Source organism: uncultured Bradyrhizobium sp., assembly GCF_947648125.1.
GTDB lineage: Bacteria > Pseudomonadota > Alphaproteobacteria > Rhizobiales > Xanthobacteraceae > Bradyrhizobium.
In genome coordinates this window covers 41407-57713 of record NZ_CANSMR010000002.1, presented here as the reverse complement: position 1 = coordinate 57713, position 16307 = coordinate 41407, and the positions used below count along the sequence as shown (strand labels likewise).

Here is a 16307-nt window from a genome sequence, read left to right as displayed (position 1 = left end):
AGAACATCCAGAGGTCCGGAGTTTCCATGATCCGCATTCTTGCATTCGTTGCCGCGCTGCTCTGCGTCGTGCCTGCGGTCGCGCAGCCGCTGCCTGCCAATCTCGACAAGGCCAATGCGATCGTGATCGACACCACCAAGGGCCGCATCGTCATCAAGCTGCGCACCGACATCGCGCCCCAGCACGCCGAGCGCATCAAGCAGCTGGCGCGCGAGGGCTTCTACAACAGCGTGCCGTTCCATCGCGTGATGGATGGCTTCATGGCGCAGACCGGCGACGGCCAGAACTTCAACGGCACCGGCGGCTCGAAATATCCGAACCTGAAGCAGGAATTCTCGCAGGTTCCGTTCAAGCGCGGCATCGTCGGCATGGCCCGGCGCGGCGACTCTGTCGACAGCGCCAATTCGCAGTTCTTCATCATGTTCGCCGACGGATCGAGCCTCAATGGCCAGTACACCGTGGTCGGCGAGGTGGTGTCGGGCATGGACGTGGTCGACAAGCTGAAGAAGGCTCCCGCGGGCTCGCCCGGCGGCGCCGTCACCGATCCCGACAAGATGGTGAAGGTGCAGGTCGCATCCGACATCAAGTGATCGGCGATGGCGGCGCGCAGCAAACCACTTGCCTGGTTCGCCGCGCCGCTCGTGGTGTGGCTCGCGTTGACCGGATCGGTGGCGGCCGAGCCGGAGCAACTCAATACGATCAAGGACGTTGTTCTTGCGATCCATCGCTGCTGGCGGCCGCCGCCGGCGGACAAGGCGGCTCCGATCGACATTACCGTCATTGTCAGCTTCAACCGTGAGGGCGCGATCCTCGGGCATCCCAGGATCAGCTATGAATCGCAGGAGGCGACCGACAACGACCGAATTGCGTACCGGGTCGCCGTGATGGAGGCGTTGCAACGCTGCACGCCGATGCCATTTACCGAGAGCCTGGGCGGCGCGGTTGCGGGCCGCCCATTCGCGATCCCGTTCAGGAACAAGAAATATCCACCCCGAAGCCAGGAGAAGCGAGCATGGCTGCTACCGAAAATACTCTGATCCTCGAAACCACGCAGGGCCCGGTCACGATCGAGATGCGCCCGGATCTTGCGCCCGGTCACGTCGCGCGGATCAAGGAGCTGGTGCGCGAAGGCTTCTACGACGGCATCGTGTTCCATCGCGTGATCGACGGCTTCATGGCGCAGACCGGCTGCCCGCAGGGCACCGGCATGGGCGGCTCCGGCAAGAAGCTGAAGGCCGAGTTCAACAAGGAGCCGCATGTCCGCGGCACCGCCTCGATGGCCCGCGCCGCGAGCCCGGATTCCGGCGACAGCCAGTTCTTCATCTGCTTCGACGACGCCTCCTTCCTCAATGGCCAGTACACCGTCTGGGGCAAGGTCACCGAGGGCATGGAGAACGTCGACAAGATCAAGCGCGGCGAGCCGGTGAAGGATCCGGACAAGATCGTCAAGGCGCGCATGGCGGCCGACGCGGCGTAAAATCAAGATCGTCATGCCCGGGCTTGACCCGGGCATCCATCTTTTTAAACGCTCTTCCGCAAGTGATGGATTGCCTGGGCATAGGCGAGCGGAAGCGACGCCGTTCTTCGAACGGCTATGCCCGGCAATGACTATCGCCACCATGCGCACCGATCTCTTCGATTTCGAACTGCCGCCCGAGAGCATCGCGCTTCGCCCCGCGAGCCCGCGCGATTCCGCGCGGGTGCTGGTGGTGCATCCGGACGGCGTGCTGCGCGACGCCACGATTGCCGACCTGCCGCATTGGCTGGAGGCGGGCGACCAGATCGTCGTCAACGACACCAAGGTGATCGCGGCCCAGCTCAAGGGCCGCCGGATCGGGCGCGAGACCGAGCCGAAGATCGAGGCGACCCTGATCAAGCGGCTCGACGGCTCGCGCTGGCAGGCGCTGGTGAAGCCGGCGAAGAAGCTTGCGCCCGGCGACACCATCCGCTTCGGCAATGAGGGCAAGGTCTGCCTGCTCGGCAATCTCGATGCAGAGGTCGAAGCTAAGGGGCAGGAGGGCGAGGTGACGCTGTCATTCTCGTTCCATGGTCCGGTGCTCGACCAGGCCATCGCCGATGTCGGCGCCACGCCGCTACCGCCCTACATCGCCTCCAAGCGCACGCCCGACGAGAAGGACGTCAGCGACTACCAGACCATGTTCGCCGCCAATGAAGGCGCGGTCGCAGCACCGACGGCGGGGCTGCATTTCACGCCGGCGCTGGAAGCCGCGCTGAAGAGCCGCGGCGTCGAGTTGCATCGCCTGACGCTGCATGTCGGGGCAGGGACATTCCTGCCGGTCAAAGTGGACGAAACCTCCGAACACAAGATGCATGCCGAATGGGGCTGCATCAGCGCCGAGACCGCTTCTGCCTTGAACGCCGCGCGCGCAAAGGGCGGCCGGATCGTCGCGATCGGCACCACATCGCTGCGGCTGCTGGAGAGTGCCGCAAATGCCGACGGCACCATCCAGCCGTTTGCGGCGGAAACCTCGATCTTCATCACGCCGGGCTATCGCTTCCGCGCGGTCGATATCCTGCTGACGAACTTCCATCTGCCGCGTTCGACGCTGTTCATGCTGGTCTCGGCCTTCTCCGGCCTCGAGACGATGCAGAACGCCTACGCGCACGCGATCAGCAACGGCTACCGGTTCTATTCGTACGGCGATGCGTGTTTGCTGTTCCGGGCAAAGGCGTAGGGTGGGTCACGCTTCGCTAACCACCCTACGAACTGCGCAGTTCGTCTTCTCACGCCATCGCGCGTTCGGGCAGCAGCTCGGCGATCTGCACCGCGTTCAAGGCGGCGCCCTTGAGCAGCTGATCGGCCGCGACGAATATCGAGATCGAGTGCCCGCTGGGGTCGCTGAGATCCTTGCGGATGCGGCCGACCAGCACGTCGTCCTGGCCGGAGGCGTCGACCGGCATCGGGAAGTAGTTCTTCGCGCGATCGTCGACGATCTTGACGCCCGGCGCCTGCGCCATGATCGCGCGCACCTGGTCCTCGGTGATCGGCTTCTCGCATTCGAAGGTGATCGCCTCGCAATGCGCGCGCAGCACCGGCACCCGCACGCAGGTGACGCCGACCGCGATCTTGTCGTCCTCGAAGATCTTGTGGGTCTCCTTGATGACCTTGGTCTCTTCGTCGTTGTAGCCGGTCTCCGGATCGATGGCCGTGTTGTGGTTGAACAGGTTGAAGGCGTAGGGGTGCGGCATCACCTTTGGGGTGTAGACCTGTCCGTTGAGATTGGCGCGGGTGGATTCGACGAGCTCCTCCATCGCGGCTGCTCCCGCGCCGCTCGCGGCCTGGTAAGTCGAGATGATCACGCGCTTGATGCGGTTCTTCTGGTGGATCGGCCACAGCGGCACCAGCGCGGTGATGGCGGCACAGTTTGGATTGGCGATGATGCCCTTGTGGTCGCGGATGCGGTTGGCGTTGATCTCGGGGATCACCAGCGGCACATTCGGATCCATCCGGAAGGCCGACGAATTGTCGACCACGACGGCGCCGGACTTCACGGCAACAGGTGCGAACTTCTTCGAGATGCCGCTGCCGGCCGAGAACAGCGCGATGTCGACGCCCTCGAAGGCGCGCTCGGTCAGTTCCTCGATCACGACCGGCTTGCCGCGGAAGCTGACGGTCTTGCCGGCCGAGCGGGCGCTCGCCAGCGCCTTCAGCTTGCCGACGCGGACGCCGCGCTTGTCCATGGTGGCGATGAATTCGGCGCCGACTGCGCCGGTGACGCCGACAATCGCGACGACGGGATCGTTACTCACTTTGTCCTCCATTCGAATTTGAGCATGACGCAGGCAACAAAAAAGCCCCGGACCTTCATCAGGCGGGGCTTCGGGTAGAGATTATGCTGTACGACCGACTACGCGCGCACGCCTCCCGAGGCCCCAGAGGGCTTGGTGGTTTTGGTGGTGCGTTTGGTCGCGGTGATCATGGTGCGGACTTATGCGGCAGAGATCGGCGTCCGTCAACGGCTTTTGGGCGAAAACTTGGCAAGGGAGAACCTGGCGGCGCCCGCGCCGAGCTCAGCGCCTGCGCGCGCCGGGCGGCTCGAGGATCACCTCTTTCAGATCGCTGCCCGTCAGCACCACGATGACGAAATTGAGCTTGCCGCCCTCGCGCATCAAGCCGCCGCTGATCGCCTTGCCCGAGGTCGTGTGCTCGGCGACACGCACCGCATCGGCGAGCCGATGCCGGAGCGCCCTGAGCACGACGAGGTTGTCGCGGTCTTCGGCGCCGAGCGAGGCCAGCGGCGAAGGCGGCTCGCCGCCGACCACCTGGCCGGTCGAGGCGTCGATCGCATGCTGCCAGATCCGGTTCTGCTGCATGGTCTTGACCCGGTAGACCGCGGGCTCCGATGCGCCGTCGAAGCTGATGTCGGCGGTGATCGAACCGGCGTGCAGTGCCTCCGCAATCGCCATCGCCTTGCGCAGCGAGATCTGGGCGGACTGGAAGCTGTCGAGCTCGCGGCGAACCGCATGCACGTCGAGCGCGCTGTCACTGTCCTGCGGGGTGATCGCGGCGGCAGCCGAGCTCGAGATCGCATGGGCCGGCGACGCGAAGGGCAGGGCCAGCAGCGCGGTCGCCAGCAGCTGCGTTCCTAATGCCCAATACCTCAGTGCGCGCAATCGTCCTGTCCTCATCGTCGAACCTGTATTGAACATGTGCACGCGCATGACCCGCGCCCGCAGAGCGAGGAGGCGGGCCGAGAAAGGTGCGGCCGACCTTTGTTGGTCACAGGTCGGCCGCCGAACGTTCAGGCGGAGCAATGGCGGCAGCTCCGTCGTGACGGTCGAAGTTTACAAGGCGACGCAAAACCCTTGGGGGGCTGATCCGGGCCCAGCGTCTCTTTGCAACTAAACAATACGGTTTCGTTCTGTTTATTCAAGGTTCATCACAGCAACGTGTAAGACGACGAAACGATCCTATAAAAACGGTCAGCGCGCCGGCCGGCGACGTGCCTTGGCGGCGTCGCGCAGCCGGTCCCGCGGTCCCACGGCACCGGCAAGGAACAGCCGGATCGAGACTTCCATCCGCGTCACGGCGGCCTTCATGTCGATTACAATCCCGAATGTCGCCATCCGGTGGGTGTGGCCGACCACCATGTTGAGGAAGGTCTCGGCCGCGATCGTCGTGTCCTCGAGGTCGAGGGCGCCATTGTCGACCAGATGGTCGAAGAAATCCGCCGTCGTCGACACCGCTTTCGACCAGCCTTCGTCGACGGCAAGCTTGGCGACCTCGGGGAAATTGATCGCCTGCGCGGTCAGGATCCGGCTGAAGGCGATGGAGTCGGCGCTGCAGTTCAGCACCAGCAGCTGGCGCCCGAGCTCGATCAGCCGTTCCTCGACCGAACCATCGCAGCTGCCGCCGGCCTGCGCTTCGGCCGCCGCGGCGGCGAGCGGGGCAAGCCAGCGCTCGATTTCGCGCCTGAGCACCGCGGTGAACAGGCCGCGCTTGTCGCCATACTGTCCGTAGACGGTGGGCTTGCTGACGCGGGCGGCCTCGGCCACGGCGTCGATCGACGTCGCATCGAAGCCGCGCTCAAGGAACAGGCGCGTGGCGACCTCGATCAGCCGCTGGTCGCGCTCGATCGCAGCATCCCGGGTCGGCCGGCCGCCGCGTGACTTGATCACGCCGCGCCTGGCCGTCTTGGCCTTGGTTGCCGTCAATCCCATTGCCCATTCATCTCGTTGTGCGTTCGGACGGGTCTGTCCGGTCTATAACCCGCGCAATGCGGATTCGTCCATTCGGCGGTACCGGGAGCTGGCCCGCTCAGGGCGGCGTCGCGGTCCAGGCCTGCCCCGCGGCGGCCTTCTCGTAGCCGTGCTGGTAGAGCGCGCGCATATAGGCGGTGTCGAAGCCCTGGGTCTCCGGCGCCGGATAGTCGCGCTCGATGTAGGACAGATGGAAGTCCAGCCGGTTGCGGCGGGCGAAATCATAGGTCGAGAGAATGACCGAGCGCGTCTGCGCCTGCGTGATCGCGGAAATGCTGCGCGAGGCGACGTCGATCGTGGAGTTCGACACCAGCTCGAAGTTACCCTCGAGCTTCTTGTTGACGAGGATGTAGATGTTCATGCGGCCGTTGGCGGGCCAGGTACGCTCGCGGAACAGCAGTGCGTCCGGCAGCGTCAGGACCGGCGCGGTCACGCCGCCGTCGACATGCATCTCCTGGAAGCGGCGGCCCTGACCCTCGGCGTCGATCATGATCGGCGGAAACACCAGCGGAATGCTGGCGGAGGCCGCCATCACGTCGCGAAACAGCTGCAGCGCCTCGGGCGTTCCGACGGCGGCGATCCGTCCCATGTCCCAGATCACGGTGCGCTGGGTGTCGAGATCGGTGGTGACGATCAGGAGCTTTCGGCCCTTGGCGTTTTCGCGCGCCACCTCGCTCAGGATGTCCTGGCCGACGTAACGCGCCACCAGCTCGCGCAGCCGCTTGTTGCCGAACAGGCCCGAGCCGAACAGCACCCGCATCAGGCTCGGGTCCTGCAGCAGGCTTTCGGCGATGCCTGATGTGTAGACCTCCCTCAGCGTGTCGTCGTAGCGCGGGCCGAGGAATGCGAAGGGCGCAATCAGTCCGCCGGTACTGACACCGGAGACGACCGAGAAGCTCGGGCGGTTGCCGGCCGCGGTCCAGCCGTTGAGGACACCGACGCCATAGGCGCCGTCGGCACCGCCGCCGGAGAGGGCGAGATAGGTCTTGATCGGGGCGACGTTGTCCTTCTCGAGTTTGAATTTGGAAGCCGGCTCGTCGGCATAGCGGCGCAGCCCGTCGAGATCGAGCACCCGCGAATTGGCGGCGTCGGCAGCCGTGTAGGGCATGCGCGGCAGCGAACTGCAGGCCGCCAGCGCGAAGGCGAGCCCGCACAGCAGCACCGCTTGCCGGATCGCATGAGCGGGTGTCATCCGATGGCGGACGCCGTCAGGCCGGGCGCTGGAGGGTGGGAACATCTCGGCCAGTCAGGTTTCACGCGGATTGCCGTCGCGGCGGAACATTTCCGCCGCCATATTCTTGACATAAAACGATACGGTTTCGTTTTGTTTAACGGAAGGACCGCTTCAAGGCAAGCGTCCGTCCAGCCGTTGGCGTTCACGAAGTCGCGCGGGAGCCGTTACCCGACGGGTTGATCGGGCATCGGCGACACGCAATAAGCAGCGGCATGAATCTTCCCAATCATTTCGAATTGTTGGCGACTGACGGCGCCGCCCGCACCGGGCGCCTGACCACGCCGCATGGCCTCGTCCGGACGCCCGCATTCATGCCGGTCGGTACCGCCGGGGCGATGAAGGGCATGCATTGGCGCGAGGTGCGCGATGCCGGCGCCGATATCGTGCTCGGTAACACCTATCACCTGATGCTGCGGCCGGGCGCCGAGCGGATCGCAGCGCTCGGCGGCCTGCAGCGCTTCACCGGCTGGGGCGGACCGATGCTGACGGATTCCGGCGGCTTCCAGGTGATGTCGCTCTCCGAGCTACGCAAGGTGACCGAGAAGGCCGTGACCTTCCGCTCGCATATCGACGGCGCCAAAGTCGAGCTGTCGCCGGAGCGCTCGATCGAGGTGCAACGGCTGCTCGGCTCCGACATTGCGATGCAGATGGACGAGTGCGTGCGGCTGCCGGCCGAGCGCGCCGACATCGAGCGCGCGATGCAGCTGTCGCTGCGCTGGGCCGAACGCTCGAAGCGTGCCTTCGAGAGCGCGCCGGACGGCTACATGCTGTTCGGCATCGTCCAGGGCGGTGACATCCCCGATTTCCGCCACGCCAGCGCGCACGGGCTGACGGACATTGGCTTTCACGGGTATGCGATCGGCGGGTTGGCGGTCGGCGAGCCGCAGGCGGTGATGCTGTCGATGATCGAGGAGACCGCGCCGGCGCTGCCGTCCGATCGGCCGCGCTATCTGATGGGCGTCGGCACGCCGGAGGACATTCTGGAGGCGGTGGCGCGTGGCGTCGACATGTTCGACTGTGTGATGCCGACACGGAACGGACGCCACGGCATGACGTTCACGCGGTTCGGGCAGATCAACCTGCGCAATGCCCGGCACATCGACGATCCGCGTCCGCTCGATGAAGAGAGCACGTGGCCGGCGGCGCGCAGCTATTCGCGCGCCTATCTGCACCATCTGGTGCGCGCCGGCGAAACACTTGGGGCAATGCTGCTGTCCGAAATCAACGTCGCCTATTACCAAGAGCTGATGCAGGGCATCCGCGACGCGGTGGCAAACGGCACCTTCGAGGATTTCAAAACGAAAACGCGCGCCGGTTGGGCGCGCGGTGACATCGCTCCGAGGTGAGCCTAAGTGATCAGTTGCACACGATCGGTTTCACCGAGTGCTTGGTCACGAACCCGTAACCACAATTGTCGCAGGTCCAGAGATAGCTGATCAAATTGTCGAACAGGTACGCGGACGCTTCTGCCGCGACCATGGAGTCAGCACACACGGGACAGGTCGGCAAATCGCTGCCGCGCGGATCGGGCCTGGACGCTGCGGTCGACAGAACTTCAGCGAGAGCTGGCATGTGACCTCCTTTGCGTTCTGAGCTTCACCTTACCAAGGTATATAGACGCACTTGTTTGACCTTGTCGCAACACAAATGCGTAGGTTTTACGTTATTTGCGCAGGTTCTAGTTTTTTGCGATGCAACGAATTTGCGTCTCGGCGGTTTCTCACTTGCGCGCCATGATGCGCTGCTTCTAATGAGAGAAGACCGCATATTTCCAGCATATCCCCCAACAGGAGCCGCTTGATGGACGCGCCGTCGACAACGAGTGCAGTGCAACCCGGACGCGGCCGCGTCTTCGACTCCATCGTCGATGCGATCGGCTCGACGCCGATCGTGCGGCTGCGCAGACTGCCGCAGGCAAGCGGCGTCAACGCCACGATCCTCGCCAAGCTGGAATACTTCAACCCGGCGGCCAGCGTGAAGGATCGCATCGGCGCGGCAATGATCGTGGCGATGGAGCAGGCCGGCATCATCAACGCCGACACCGTGCTGATCGAGCCGACCTCGGGCAACACCGGCATTGCGCTCGCCTATGTCGCGGCATCGCGCGGCTATCGGCTGAAGCTCGTGATGCCGGAGTCGATGTCGATCGAGCGGCGGCGGATGCTCGCCTTCCTCGGCGCAGAGATTGTGCTGACCCCGGCGGCGCAGGGCATGAAGGGCTCGATCGCGACCGCGGAAGAACTCGTGCGCACGACCCCCAACGCCGTCATGCCGCAGCAGTTCAAGAACCTCGCCAATCCCGAAATCCATCGCCGCACCACGGCGGAGGAGATCTGGAACGACACCGGCGGCAACATCGACTATTTCGTCGCCGGCGTCGGCACCGGCGGCACCATCACCGGCGTCGGGCAGGTGCTGAAGCCGCGCAAGCCGTCCTTGCGCGTCGTCGCGGTGGAGCCGGAGGAGAGCCCGGTGCTGTCGGGCGGCCAGCATACGCCGCACAAGATCCAGGGCATCGGCGCCGGCTTCATCCCTGACATCCTCGACCGCTCGGTGATCGACGAGATCGTCAAGATCAACAGCGCGACCGCGATCGAGACCGCGCGCGGGCTGGCGCGCAACGAAGGCATCCCCGGCGGTATTTCGTCGGGAGCCGCGATCGCCGCCGCCTTGCAGATCGGCAAGCGGCCGGAGGCTGCGGGCAAGACCATCCTGGCGATTGTGCCGTCGTTCTCGGAGCGCTATCTCTCAACAGTGCTGTTTGAAGGAATTTGAGACACAGGATCCAGGACATGGCCGACCAGCCGAGACGACCGCGAACCTTGAACGATGCCCGTAGCGAAGCCGAGGCGGCGTTCAAACGGGCCACCACCAAGGTCGCGGATGCACTGCCAAAGACTGCGGCCGTCCCGGTCCCCGGCGTCCGGGAGCAGGTCACGCTGCGGATCGATCAGGACGTGCTGGCATATTTCCAGGAAGGCGGCCCTGGCTGGCAGGACCGCATCAACGCGGCGCTGCGCAAGGCCGCCGGGAAGTAGCGCGCTTTCGAAGCCCGGCATGATCCCCGGGCTTTGTGGTCGTGCCGCATCGGTATAGCGCTGCGCAGCGGTCATCTTGCGCGCGCCGGCACCTTTGCACCGGGCATCAGGTTCAGGAGGTTGCCTGCCAGAATCATGGCGGCGCCAAGTACCGTATAAGCGTCGAGCTGCTCGGCATAAATCAGCCACCCGACGATCGCGGTCAGCGGGACGCGGACGAAATCCATCGGGATCACGACGGTCGCATCGGCATGGAGCAGGGCGCGCGCCATGCAGTAATGCGAGAAGGTGCCGCAGAATGCGATCACCGCAAGCCAGCCCCAGGTGGACAGCGGCGGCCAGGTCCAGACATAGAGCGCAGGCCCGATGCTGGCGAGCGACTGCACCACCAGCATCCAGAAGATGATCGTCAGCGCCTGCTCGGTTCGCGTCAGCGATTTGACCACGGCGATCGAGACTCCGAAGCCCATTGCTGCTGCGAGCGCGATCAACTGGCCCGGATTGATCGCACCGGTCGCCGGCCGCACGATCACGATGACGCCGACCAGGCCAAGCACGATCGCGACGATCTTCCAGGATGTCATCCGTTCGCCGAGGAAGCCCGCCGCAAGGATCGCGGTCCAGATCGGCATCGTGAACTCGATCGCGACCACCTGGCCGATCGGGATCAGTGTCAGCGCATAGAACCAGCCAAGCTGCGCGCAGAAATGGATCAGGTTGCGCGCGATGTGGACGTGCACGCGCGCAGTCTTCACGATCGCAAGCCCGCCAATGATGTGGACCAGCGGATACAGCATCACGAAGCCGAGCACGCCGCGCACGGCCATCAGCTGGAAGACGTTGACCTCGCGCGTCGCCTCGCGGCCGGCCACCGCCACGATCAGCATCAGCGCGAGCCAACCGGACATCCATAGTGCTGCGCGAGTCTTTGAGGGCGTGCGATCCATGATCGGAACGAGATGAGGAGGGATTCCCGGTATCGGCGAGCCGATATGAATTTGCAACGCGCAATTCTGCCGATGCGTGGTGCGTCAACCGCGTGATCTCTGCTAAGCAGGGCGGGACTAATCACATCAGGAGGATCTGCTCATGCGTGTCTTGCAACCGGCCGAGTGGTCGAAACCCCGCGGCTTCTCGCACGGCGTCGCGTTCGACGCGCCCGGCAAATGGATCGTGCTGGCAGGGCAGACCGGCGGCGATGAGAAGGGCGAGTACGCGCCCGAGATGGCTGCCCAGGTCGGCACGGCACTGAAGCGGATCATCAAGCTGTTGAACGAAGCCGGCGCAGGTCCCGAGCACATCGTCCGCCTGACCTGGTACCTGACCAGCCGCAGCGAATACGAGACCGCAGGCGCCGGTATCGGCGCGGCGTGGAAGGAGACGCTCGGACGCATTTTCCCGCCGTCCACGCTGCTCTATATCGACGGACTGGTCGATCAGCGCGCCAAGGTCGAGATCGAGGTCACCGCGTTCGTGCCTGCCGCATAGAGCGTTTTCGAGCGAAGTGGATACCGGTTCGCGTAAGGAAAACGCGTCAACACAGGAATCTCGCGTTGAGATGTGCGCGGTGGTTGCCGCGCGCGCAACAAAAAGCCCTCGGGGATGACCCGAGGGCTTTTCTCGTCGGCGTATCGATTGATTACTTCGACAGCGTGATGTTGGCGCCGCGGAACTGGCTGTCGGCCCTGATCGTGACAGACTGCTTGTTGCCGGCGGTGCGCATCGCGATGTCGGCATTGAAGCCGGGCGCGCTGGCAACGACCTGGAAGTTGCCGCCGCCGCCGCGACCTCGCAGATCGCCGTTGACGTTGCGGCTGGACTCGCTCCAGGAGCCAGTCACCGCGCTACCCTCGGCCTGCACGTCGGCTGCCAGGTTGAACTTGTAGGCGTCGCTGGCGCAGGTGAGGCTCATGGTCATCCGGGGCCCGCCGACGTGGTAGGTCGCGCGGCAGCGGATGCGCTCGCTTGAACCGTCGTCGAGGGTGACCGAGCCGGCGCCCGACCAGGTGCCCGCCATGCCGGCGAACGGGCTGGACTGGGCATGGCCTGCGGTGCTTGCCAATGCAGTCACGAAAAACGCGGCGGCTGCAAATGCTGGCCGCCGCGCGATGGCGAACAAATTCGATACGCTGGTGATCTTACTGACGGGACGCTTCCCATCGGCCGCTGCACGGTACGCCAGCTGATGCCCCATTCCACTTCCCCGATCCGGAGTTGCCACTGAGTTGTCCGTTCGCATATGCACCATTGATCGAGACTCGCACAAGGCCCCCGCTGCCGACGGTGCCGGAGATCGCCGCGCCCTGTGCTGAGATCTTTCCGTCGATGACATTCACCGTCGAACTGGATGACGGCTCGCAGCTGCCGGTCTTGGTGACGACAGTGACGCTCCAAAGGCCGTCATAAGGCTGCTGGGCGGAGGCGGGAGCAGCGGTGAGGGCGGCAGCCGAAGCGACCGAAGTGACCAAAATCAGGTCGCGAATGCGGATCGAACGCATGAATCAAATCCCTGTCATTTCGTGTGATGACGCGGCTTATCCTGTCACAATGTGTTCAAAATTTGCTGCGTCGCAAGAGACCCCAGATGTTCCTGTGAACTCAAACACATCATGGTGAATTCGGTTCCGGATCAGGAAACGAAGAATCTGTTCCTGCTCCTTGAGGTCGAGGTATCTTGATACCGTGGTTGCGAATTAGTGTTTGCCCGGGCTGAGGTTAGGCGCCTTGGTCGCAAACTGCTCATCCTGCACCTTGGCCGGCAGCGAGCCGTTGACCTTGCCGTAGTCGATGACCTCGGCGAGCAGACGTAGCCCGAGTGGCGCCAGCGCGCGCTCCCACAGCTCTCGCGCGGTCTCGCCCTTCTTGACGAACACCCAGTCCTGGGCGGCGATCGCGCCGGCGTCCATGCGGTCGGCGAGGTGATAGATGCTGCCGCCGGCGATCGGATCGCCTTCCTTGATGGTCCATTCCACCGCTGCGATGCCGCGGTGACGCGGCAGCAGCGACGGGTGGTACCCGATGCCGCCAAGCTTGGCCACGGCAAGGGCCTCCTTGCTGACCCGGGCGTGGCTGTGGGCGGTCACGATCAGGTCGGTGCCCGGCGCGATCTCGGCGGCCGTCACCAGCTTGGGATCGGCCTGGACAACGACCTCGATGCCGGCCGCCCTGGCCGCTGCCGCCAGCCGGTCCTCGCCGTCATGGACGACCACCCTGACCAGCGTGACGTGGTGCTCGCGCAGCATGTTCAAGGTCGTCACGCCGAAATGGCGGGAACCGACGAGGGTAAGGCGCATGGGATCAATTCCGTGGAGGGTTACGCGGGATTTGCTTTGGCTGCCGCTATGCCGATAGCACACCGCGGTCGCCTGTTTTGTTGTCCTGCCCGTTATCAACAGGCCGGCCGGCTGGCAACCTCAGGCGGCCGGCTGCTTGCTCGCCAGCACCTTGTCGATGCGCCGGCCGTCGAGATCGACGATCTCGAAGTCCCAGCCCTGCGCAGTGGTTTTCGCACCGGTGTCGGGGATCGCGCCGAACGCATGCAGCAGGAAGCCGGCGGCGGTCTGGTAGGGCCGCGGCGAGGGCAGCACGATGCCGAGCAATTCGCTGAATTCGAGCGCCGGCATCCAGCCCGAGATCAGATAGGAGCCGTCGTCGCGCCTGACATAGGCGGGCTCGGCCGGACCCTCCTCGGTATGGAAGGCGCCGACGATGGCCTCGAGGATGTCGGCGCTGGTGACGACGCCCTGGAAGGTGCCGTATTCGTCGTGCACGAGGCCGATATGCACCGCGGAGTCGCGCAGGATCGCGACCACGTCGCGGGCGTCGACGGTCTCCGGAATGATCGGCGCATCGCGCGTCAGCGCGCGGATGTCGGGCGTCTGGCCGGCGAGGTAGACGTCGAGCACGTCCTTGGCCTGCACGATGCCGAGCGCATGGTCGCGATTGCCGTCGAACACCACGCAGCGCGAGTGACTGCTCTTTTGCAGCGTCGCCAGGATCTCGGCCACGGGCGCGGCGAGGTCGATCAGGCTGACCTCGTGGCGCGGCGTCATGACGGCGCCGACCGGGAGATCGCCAAGCCGCATCACGCCGGCGATCATCTCCTTTTCGCCGGGCTCCAGCACGCCGGCGTTTTCGGCTTCCACCACCAGCGTCTTGATCTCGTCCTCGCTGACGCGGTCCTGCGCGTCCTCGCGATGGCCCAGCAGCCACAGCAACGACTTGCCGGAGCGGTCGAGCAGCCACACCACCGGCAGCGATAGTTTTGCCATCACGGTCATCGCGGGAGCGGCCCGCACCGCGATCGCCTCCGGATCGCGCAGCGCGATCTGCTTCGGCACAAGCTCGCCGACGATCAGCGAGGCATAGGTGATCACACCGACCACGATGCCGACGCCGGTGGCGTCGGCGACGTTGGCCGGCACGCCAAGCTCGAACAGCCATTGCGACAGCCGTTGGCCCAGCGTCGCGCCCGAGAAGGCGCCCGACAGCACGCCGATCAGCGTGATGCCGATCTGCACCGTCGAGAGGAATTTTCCGGGATCGGACGCCAGCGCAAGCGCACGGCGCGAGCCGCTGACGCCGCGTTCGACCAGCGCGGCGAGGCGCGCCGGGCGGGAGGAGACGATCGCGAGCTCCGACATCGACAACAGACCGTTGACGACGATCAAGACCGCCACGATCGCAAGTTCCAGATATAACACGGGAGTCCCTGAGGTTTGGCGGCGTGAGCCGCTTTGCGACGCCCTATATAGGCATACCGGGGCCGTTTTGCTGTGCCTTGCCGGGCGTCCCTGCACAAGCAGAGGGTGCGTATGCAGCAGGAGATCGCTGCATTTTGGCGCGCTGGTGATTGTGACACCGGCGCGTTTCCTTCACGCGAGGTCGGAATCGGCTTCGGTGGACAACGCTGCTAGGCGAGTATCCGCAGCTCAGGCCTGACGAACGTCTTGCCCGATGCCGCCGGCTGACTCAGCATCTGTTTGGAAGCGGCTTGCAGCTGCACGCGCAAATCGGCGTTGCATTGCTTCATCTGGTTGCGCAGCTCGCGGCGGGAGAAGGCGGTGAGCGAGGGGTCCGCGAGCTGTTGCCAGGCGTTGCGGAGCCATTCCTGCAGCTCGCGAATGTTCTGATCCAAAGTCTTCTGATCCAGGACGCTGGGCTGGGTCATGCAGCCAAATCCCACGAAGTGATCAGTTGCAAAGTAACGCTGATTCGCGTCGCTTCACCTAGCGCTATGTTGCGCAGGCGCGTGTACGGCAGGGGAGATCAGATGCGGCGGGCGCGCCGTTGTCCGCGTCAGCGGACGTTGCCGGGGCCGCTGCGCAGGAAATCCAGGGCGATCGGCAGCGCGAGGAACAGCGCCGCCACCATCGAGAGATGGCGCGTTTGCGCGGCGGTCAGCCCGAGATCGTATTGGGCGAGATAGGCGAGCATGATCGCTGTGTAGGCGGCGACGCAGATCGCGACGGCGATGCTCTCGAAATCGGTCTTGCTGTCGGTCTTACCGTCCATGGCGGCACCACTTCGTTGCGGGAGTGGTGTAGCGTGGCTCACCTTCACCGACTATGAGCTGGATCACGGGCGCGCGCCTTCCGACCGGCTTCGCGCGTCGCGGTGTTCGATCAGGCTGGCTGCCCGCAAGAGACCTAGCGAGGCGGCCTGCGTTCCGGCTGGCCCTCCTGCGGAAGCTTGACCGGGATGTGGGGCGATGTGCTCACCACACGCGGGCTTCCGTCGGAATGGGTCTGGCCGTTGAGCAATGTCTCGAGAACCAAAAAGAATTTTTCAGAAAGCATGGGCGTAGCCCTCGTCGTTTAATGTCCTTATGTCGCCGCGCGCGGCGGAAAATTCGATCAACTAAAAGCGAGTCGCGCCGCCATGGCGATGCTGCGGCGCGGGGTCTGCCCTGTGCAATCCGGGAAATTACCGGCGCCGAAGACTTCAGCGTGCGCGCCGATGGTTGCCAAATTCCTAACGACGGCCGGCGCAGCGCGTGATTGCGTCACACCGTTCCTTCAAGGATCGGCGTTAACGAGAGCGGCATGGATCGGGACCAGGACATCGACGAGGGATTTGGGTCGGCGCTGCGCCGCAGCTACGGCCGGCTCGCCTGGTGGATCGTGCGGCTCAACCGCGTGCTCGAGCCGTCGCGCGCGGCAGAGCCGCCGCGCACTCAATTGCCGCCGCGCACCGCCGTTCCGCCACGGCGACCCATCCCGCCGCGCGTGGAATAGACCTCACCAGAATACCATCGTCTCCTGTATCGGCCGTTCAGCCGGACTGCTATGCATGCGCCATCTGCGGCCCCTAAG

21 protein-coding genes are annotated in these 16307 nt (G+C 64.8%); 9 read left to right on the top strand and 12 right to left on the bottom strand.

The window, feature by feature from the left end; genetic code table 11:
• Window positions 1-26: 26 nt before the first annotated feature.
• The 4 genes from Q0030_RS03830 (at window position 27) to queA (ending at window position 2696) form a co-directional block, all read left to right on the top strand.
• Entirely contained in the window at window positions 27-590 is a 564-nt protein-coding gene (locus tag Q0030_RS03830) for a peptidylprolyl isomerase (protein ID WP_298363283.1), read from the top strand.
• A 6-nt stretch (window positions 591-596) separates the two neighbouring features.
• Window positions 597-1037: a hypothetical protein gene (locus tag Q0030_RS03825; protein WP_298363281.1), complete on the top strand. Its 441-nt coding sequence runs from the start codon at window positions 597-599 to the stop codon at window positions 1035-1037.
• Window positions 1013-1477 (top strand): peptidylprolyl isomerase, encoded by a 465-nt coding sequence (locus Q0030_RS03820; RefSeq protein WP_298363280.1) that lies wholly within the window; start codon window positions 1013-1015, stop codon window positions 1475-1477. The genes Q0030_RS03825 and Q0030_RS03820 overlap by 25 nt, the downstream gene beginning before the upstream one ends.
• Window positions 1478-1619: 142 nt before the next feature.
• Window positions 1620-2696: a tRNA preQ1(34) S-adenosylmethionine ribosyltransferase-isomerase QueA gene (queA, locus tag Q0030_RS03815; protein WP_298364549.1), complete on the top strand. Its 1077-nt coding sequence runs from the start codon at window positions 1620-1622 to the stop codon at window positions 2694-2696.
• A 49-nt stretch (window positions 2697-2745) separates the two neighbouring features.
• Here the strand turns inward: queA and Q0030_RS03810 are convergent, their stop codons facing one another.
• From Q0030_RS03810 to Q0030_RS03795, 4 genes are all read right to left on the bottom strand, one after another.
• A complete protein-coding gene (locus Q0030_RS03810; RefSeq protein ID WP_298363279.1) occupies window positions 2746-3783 on the bottom strand; it encodes an aspartate-semialdehyde dehydrogenase in 1038 nt (345 codons plus the stop codon).
• Window positions 3784-4032: 249 nt separating this feature from the next.
• Complete coding sequence (locus tag Q0030_RS03805) at window positions 4033-4635, bottom strand: PepSY domain-containing protein (RefSeq protein ID WP_298363278.1); 603 nt, start codon at window positions 4633-4635, stop codon at window positions 4033-4035.
• 309 nt (window positions 4636-4944) lie between these two features.
• Window positions 4945-5682: a TetR/AcrR family transcriptional regulator gene (locus Q0030_RS03800; protein ID WP_298363277.1), complete on the bottom strand. Its 738-nt coding sequence runs from the start codon at window positions 5680-5682 to the stop codon at window positions 4945-4947.
• A 97-nt stretch (window positions 5683-5779) separates the two neighbouring features.
• Window positions 5780-6913 carry a patatin-like phospholipase family protein gene (locus Q0030_RS03795; RefSeq protein ID WP_298363276.1) on the bottom strand — a complete coding sequence of 378 codons (1134 nt, stop codon included), beginning with the start codon at window positions 6911-6913 and terminating at the stop codon, window positions 5780-5782.
• Window positions 6914-7167: 254 nt separating this feature from the next.
• On the opposite strand from Q0030_RS03795, the gene tgt reads away from it, so the two are divergent.
• Window positions 7168-8301, top strand: coding sequence for a tRNA guanosine(34) transglycosylase Tgt (gene tgt, locus Q0030_RS03790; RefSeq protein WP_298363275.1), 1134 nt, complete (start codon window positions 7168-7170; stop codon window positions 8299-8301).
• A 10-nt stretch (window positions 8302-8311) separates the two neighbouring features.
• On the opposite strand, the gene Q0030_RS03785 is transcribed toward tgt, so the two are convergent.
• The gene (locus Q0030_RS03785; RefSeq protein ID WP_298363274.1) at window positions 8312-8527 is read right to left on the bottom strand and encodes a hypothetical protein; all 216 of its coding nucleotides are present in this window, start codon (window positions 8525-8527) and stop codon (window positions 8312-8314) included.
• A 228-nt stretch (window positions 8528-8755) separates the two neighbouring features.
• Here Q0030_RS03785 and cysK point away from each other — a divergent pair, with 228 nt between their 5' ends.
• Window positions 8756-9730 (top strand): cysteine synthase A, encoded by a 975-nt coding sequence (gene cysK, locus Q0030_RS03780; RefSeq protein WP_298363273.1) that lies wholly within the window; start codon window positions 8756-8758, stop codon window positions 9728-9730.
• Window positions 9731-9747: 17 nt separating this feature from the next.
• Entirely contained in the window at window positions 9748-9993 is a 246-nt protein-coding gene (locus Q0030_RS03775) for a BrnA antitoxin family protein (RefSeq protein WP_092114100.1), read from the top strand.
• 71 nt (window positions 9994-10064) lie between these two features.
• On the opposite strand, the gene Q0030_RS03770 is transcribed toward Q0030_RS03775, so the two are convergent.
• The gene (locus Q0030_RS03770) at window positions 10065-10940 is read right to left on the bottom strand and encodes a DMT family transporter (RefSeq protein WP_298363272.1); all 876 of its coding nucleotides are present in this window, start codon (window positions 10938-10940) and stop codon (window positions 10065-10067) included.
• A 142-nt stretch (window positions 10941-11082) separates the two neighbouring features.
• On the opposite strand from Q0030_RS03770, the gene Q0030_RS03765 reads away from it, so the two are divergent.
• Window positions 11083-11481, top strand: a complete 399-nt coding sequence (locus Q0030_RS03765) for a RidA family protein (protein WP_298363271.1) — start codon at window positions 11083-11085, stop codon at window positions 11479-11481.
• A gap of 151 nt (window positions 11482-11632) precedes the next feature.
• Here the strand turns inward: Q0030_RS03765 and Q0030_RS03760 are convergent, their stop codons facing one another.
• The 6 genes from Q0030_RS03760 to Q0030_RS03735 all read right to left on the bottom strand — a co-directional run bounded on the left by Q0030_RS03760 (window position 11633) and on the right by Q0030_RS03735 (window position 15507).
• Entirely contained in the window at window positions 11633-12187 is a 555-nt protein-coding gene (locus tag Q0030_RS03760) for a hypothetical protein (RefSeq protein ID WP_298363270.1), read from the bottom strand.
• Window positions 12132-12491, bottom strand: coding sequence for a hypothetical protein (locus tag Q0030_RS03755; RefSeq protein WP_223975167.1), 360 nt, complete (start codon window positions 12489-12491; stop codon window positions 12132-12134). Before Q0030_RS03755 ends, Q0030_RS03760 begins: the two co-directional genes overlap by 56 nt.
• 195 nt (window positions 12492-12686) lie before the next feature.
• On the bottom strand, window positions 12687-13286 hold the full coding sequence (locus Q0030_RS03750) for a formyltransferase family protein (RefSeq protein ID WP_298363269.1): 600 nt from the start codon (window positions 13284-13286) through the stop codon (window positions 12687-12689).
• 120 nt (window positions 13287-13406) lie between these two features.
• Window positions 13407-14696: a hemolysin family protein gene (locus tag Q0030_RS03745; protein ID WP_298363268.1), complete on the bottom strand. Its 1290-nt coding sequence runs from the start codon at window positions 14694-14696 to the stop codon at window positions 13407-13409.
• Between the two features lie 209 nt (window positions 14697-14905).
• Window positions 14906-15163: a hypothetical protein gene (locus tag Q0030_RS03740; protein ID WP_298363267.1), complete on the bottom strand. Its 258-nt coding sequence runs from the start codon at window positions 15161-15163 to the stop codon at window positions 14906-14908.
• Window positions 15164-15291: 128 nt separating this feature from the next.
• On the bottom strand, window positions 15292-15507 hold the full coding sequence (locus tag Q0030_RS03735; RefSeq protein WP_298363266.1) for a hypothetical protein: 216 nt from the start codon (window positions 15505-15507) through the stop codon (window positions 15292-15294).
• Window positions 15508-16037: 530 nt separating this feature from the next.
• On the opposite strand from Q0030_RS03735, the gene Q0030_RS03730 reads away from it, so the two are divergent.
• The gene (locus Q0030_RS03730; protein WP_298363265.1) at window positions 16038-16229 is read left to right on the top strand and encodes a hypothetical protein; all 192 of its coding nucleotides are present in this window, start codon (window positions 16038-16040) and stop codon (window positions 16227-16229) included.
• Window positions 16230-16307 lie beyond the last annotated feature (78 nt).

Excerpts from the sequence above, each read along its gene's own strand:
- Q0030_RS03735 (WP_298363266.1), bottom strand. The coding sequence starts at position 15,507 with ATGGACGGTAAGACCGACAGCAAGACCGATTTCGAGAGCATCGCCGTC.
- Q0030_RS03750 (WP_298363269.1), bottom strand. The coding sequence starts at position 13,286 with ATGCGCCTTACCCTCGTCGGTTCCCGCCATTTCGGCGTGACGACCTTG.
- Q0030_RS03760 (WP_298363270.1), bottom strand. The coding sequence starts at position 12,187 with ATGGGGCATCAGCTGGCGTACCGTGCAGCGGCCGATGGGAAGCGTCCC.
- Q0030_RS03785 (WP_298363274.1), bottom strand. The coding sequence starts at position 8,527 with ATGCCAGCTCTCGCTGAAGTTCTGTCGACCGCAGCGTCCAGGCCCGAT.
- queA (WP_298364549.1), top strand. The coding sequence starts at position 1,620 with ATGCGCACCGATCTCTTCGATTTCGAACTGCCGCCCGAGAGCATCGCG.
- Q0030_RS03755 (WP_223975167.1), bottom strand. The coding sequence starts at position 12,491 with ATGCGTTCGATCCGCATTCGCGACCTGATTTTGGTCACTTCGGTCGCT.
- Q0030_RS03820 (WP_298363280.1), top strand. The coding sequence starts at position 1,013 with ATGGCTGCTACCGAAAATACTCTGATCCTCGAAACCACGCAGGGCCCG.
- Q0030_RS03770 (WP_298363272.1), bottom strand. The coding sequence starts at position 10,940 with ATGGATCGCACGCCCTCAAAGACTCGCGCAGCACTATGGATGTCCGGT.
- Q0030_RS03765 (WP_298363271.1), top strand. The coding sequence starts at position 11,083 with ATGCGTGTCTTGCAACCGGCCGAGTGGTCGAAACCCCGCGGCTTCTCG.
- tgt (WP_298363275.1), top strand. The coding sequence starts at position 7,168 with ATGAATCTTCCCAATCATTTCGAATTGTTGGCGACTGACGGCGCCGCC.
- cysK (WP_298363273.1), top strand. The coding sequence starts at position 8,756 with ATGGACGCGCCGTCGACAACGAGTGCAGTGCAACCCGGACGCGGCCGC.
- Q0030_RS03830 (WP_298363283.1), top strand. The coding sequence starts at position 27 with ATGATCCGCATTCTTGCATTCGTTGCCGCGCTGCTCTGCGTCGTGCCT.
- Q0030_RS03825 (WP_298363281.1), top strand. The coding sequence starts at position 597 with ATGGCGGCGCGCAGCAAACCACTTGCCTGGTTCGCCGCGCCGCTCGTG.
- Q0030_RS03730 (WP_298363265.1), top strand. The coding sequence starts at position 16,038 with ATGGATCGGGACCAGGACATCGACGAGGGATTTGGGTCGGCGCTGCGC.
- Q0030_RS03810 (WP_298363279.1), bottom strand. The coding sequence starts at position 3,783 with ATGGAGGACAAAGTGAGTAACGATCCCGTCGTCGCGATTGTCGGCGTC.
- Q0030_RS03800 (WP_298363277.1), bottom strand. The coding sequence starts at position 5,682 with ATGGGATTGACGGCAACCAAGGCCAAGACGGCCAGGCGCGGCGTGATC.
- Q0030_RS03740 (WP_298363267.1), bottom strand. The coding sequence starts at position 15,163 with ATGACCCAGCCCAGCGTCCTGGATCAGAAGACTTTGGATCAGAACATT.
- Q0030_RS03795 (WP_298363276.1), bottom strand. The coding sequence starts at position 6,913 with ATGACACCCGCTCATGCGATCCGGCAAGCGGTGCTGCTGTGCGGGCTC.
- Q0030_RS03775 (WP_092114100.1), top strand. The coding sequence starts at position 9,748 with ATGGCCGACCAGCCGAGACGACCGCGAACCTTGAACGATGCCCGTAGC.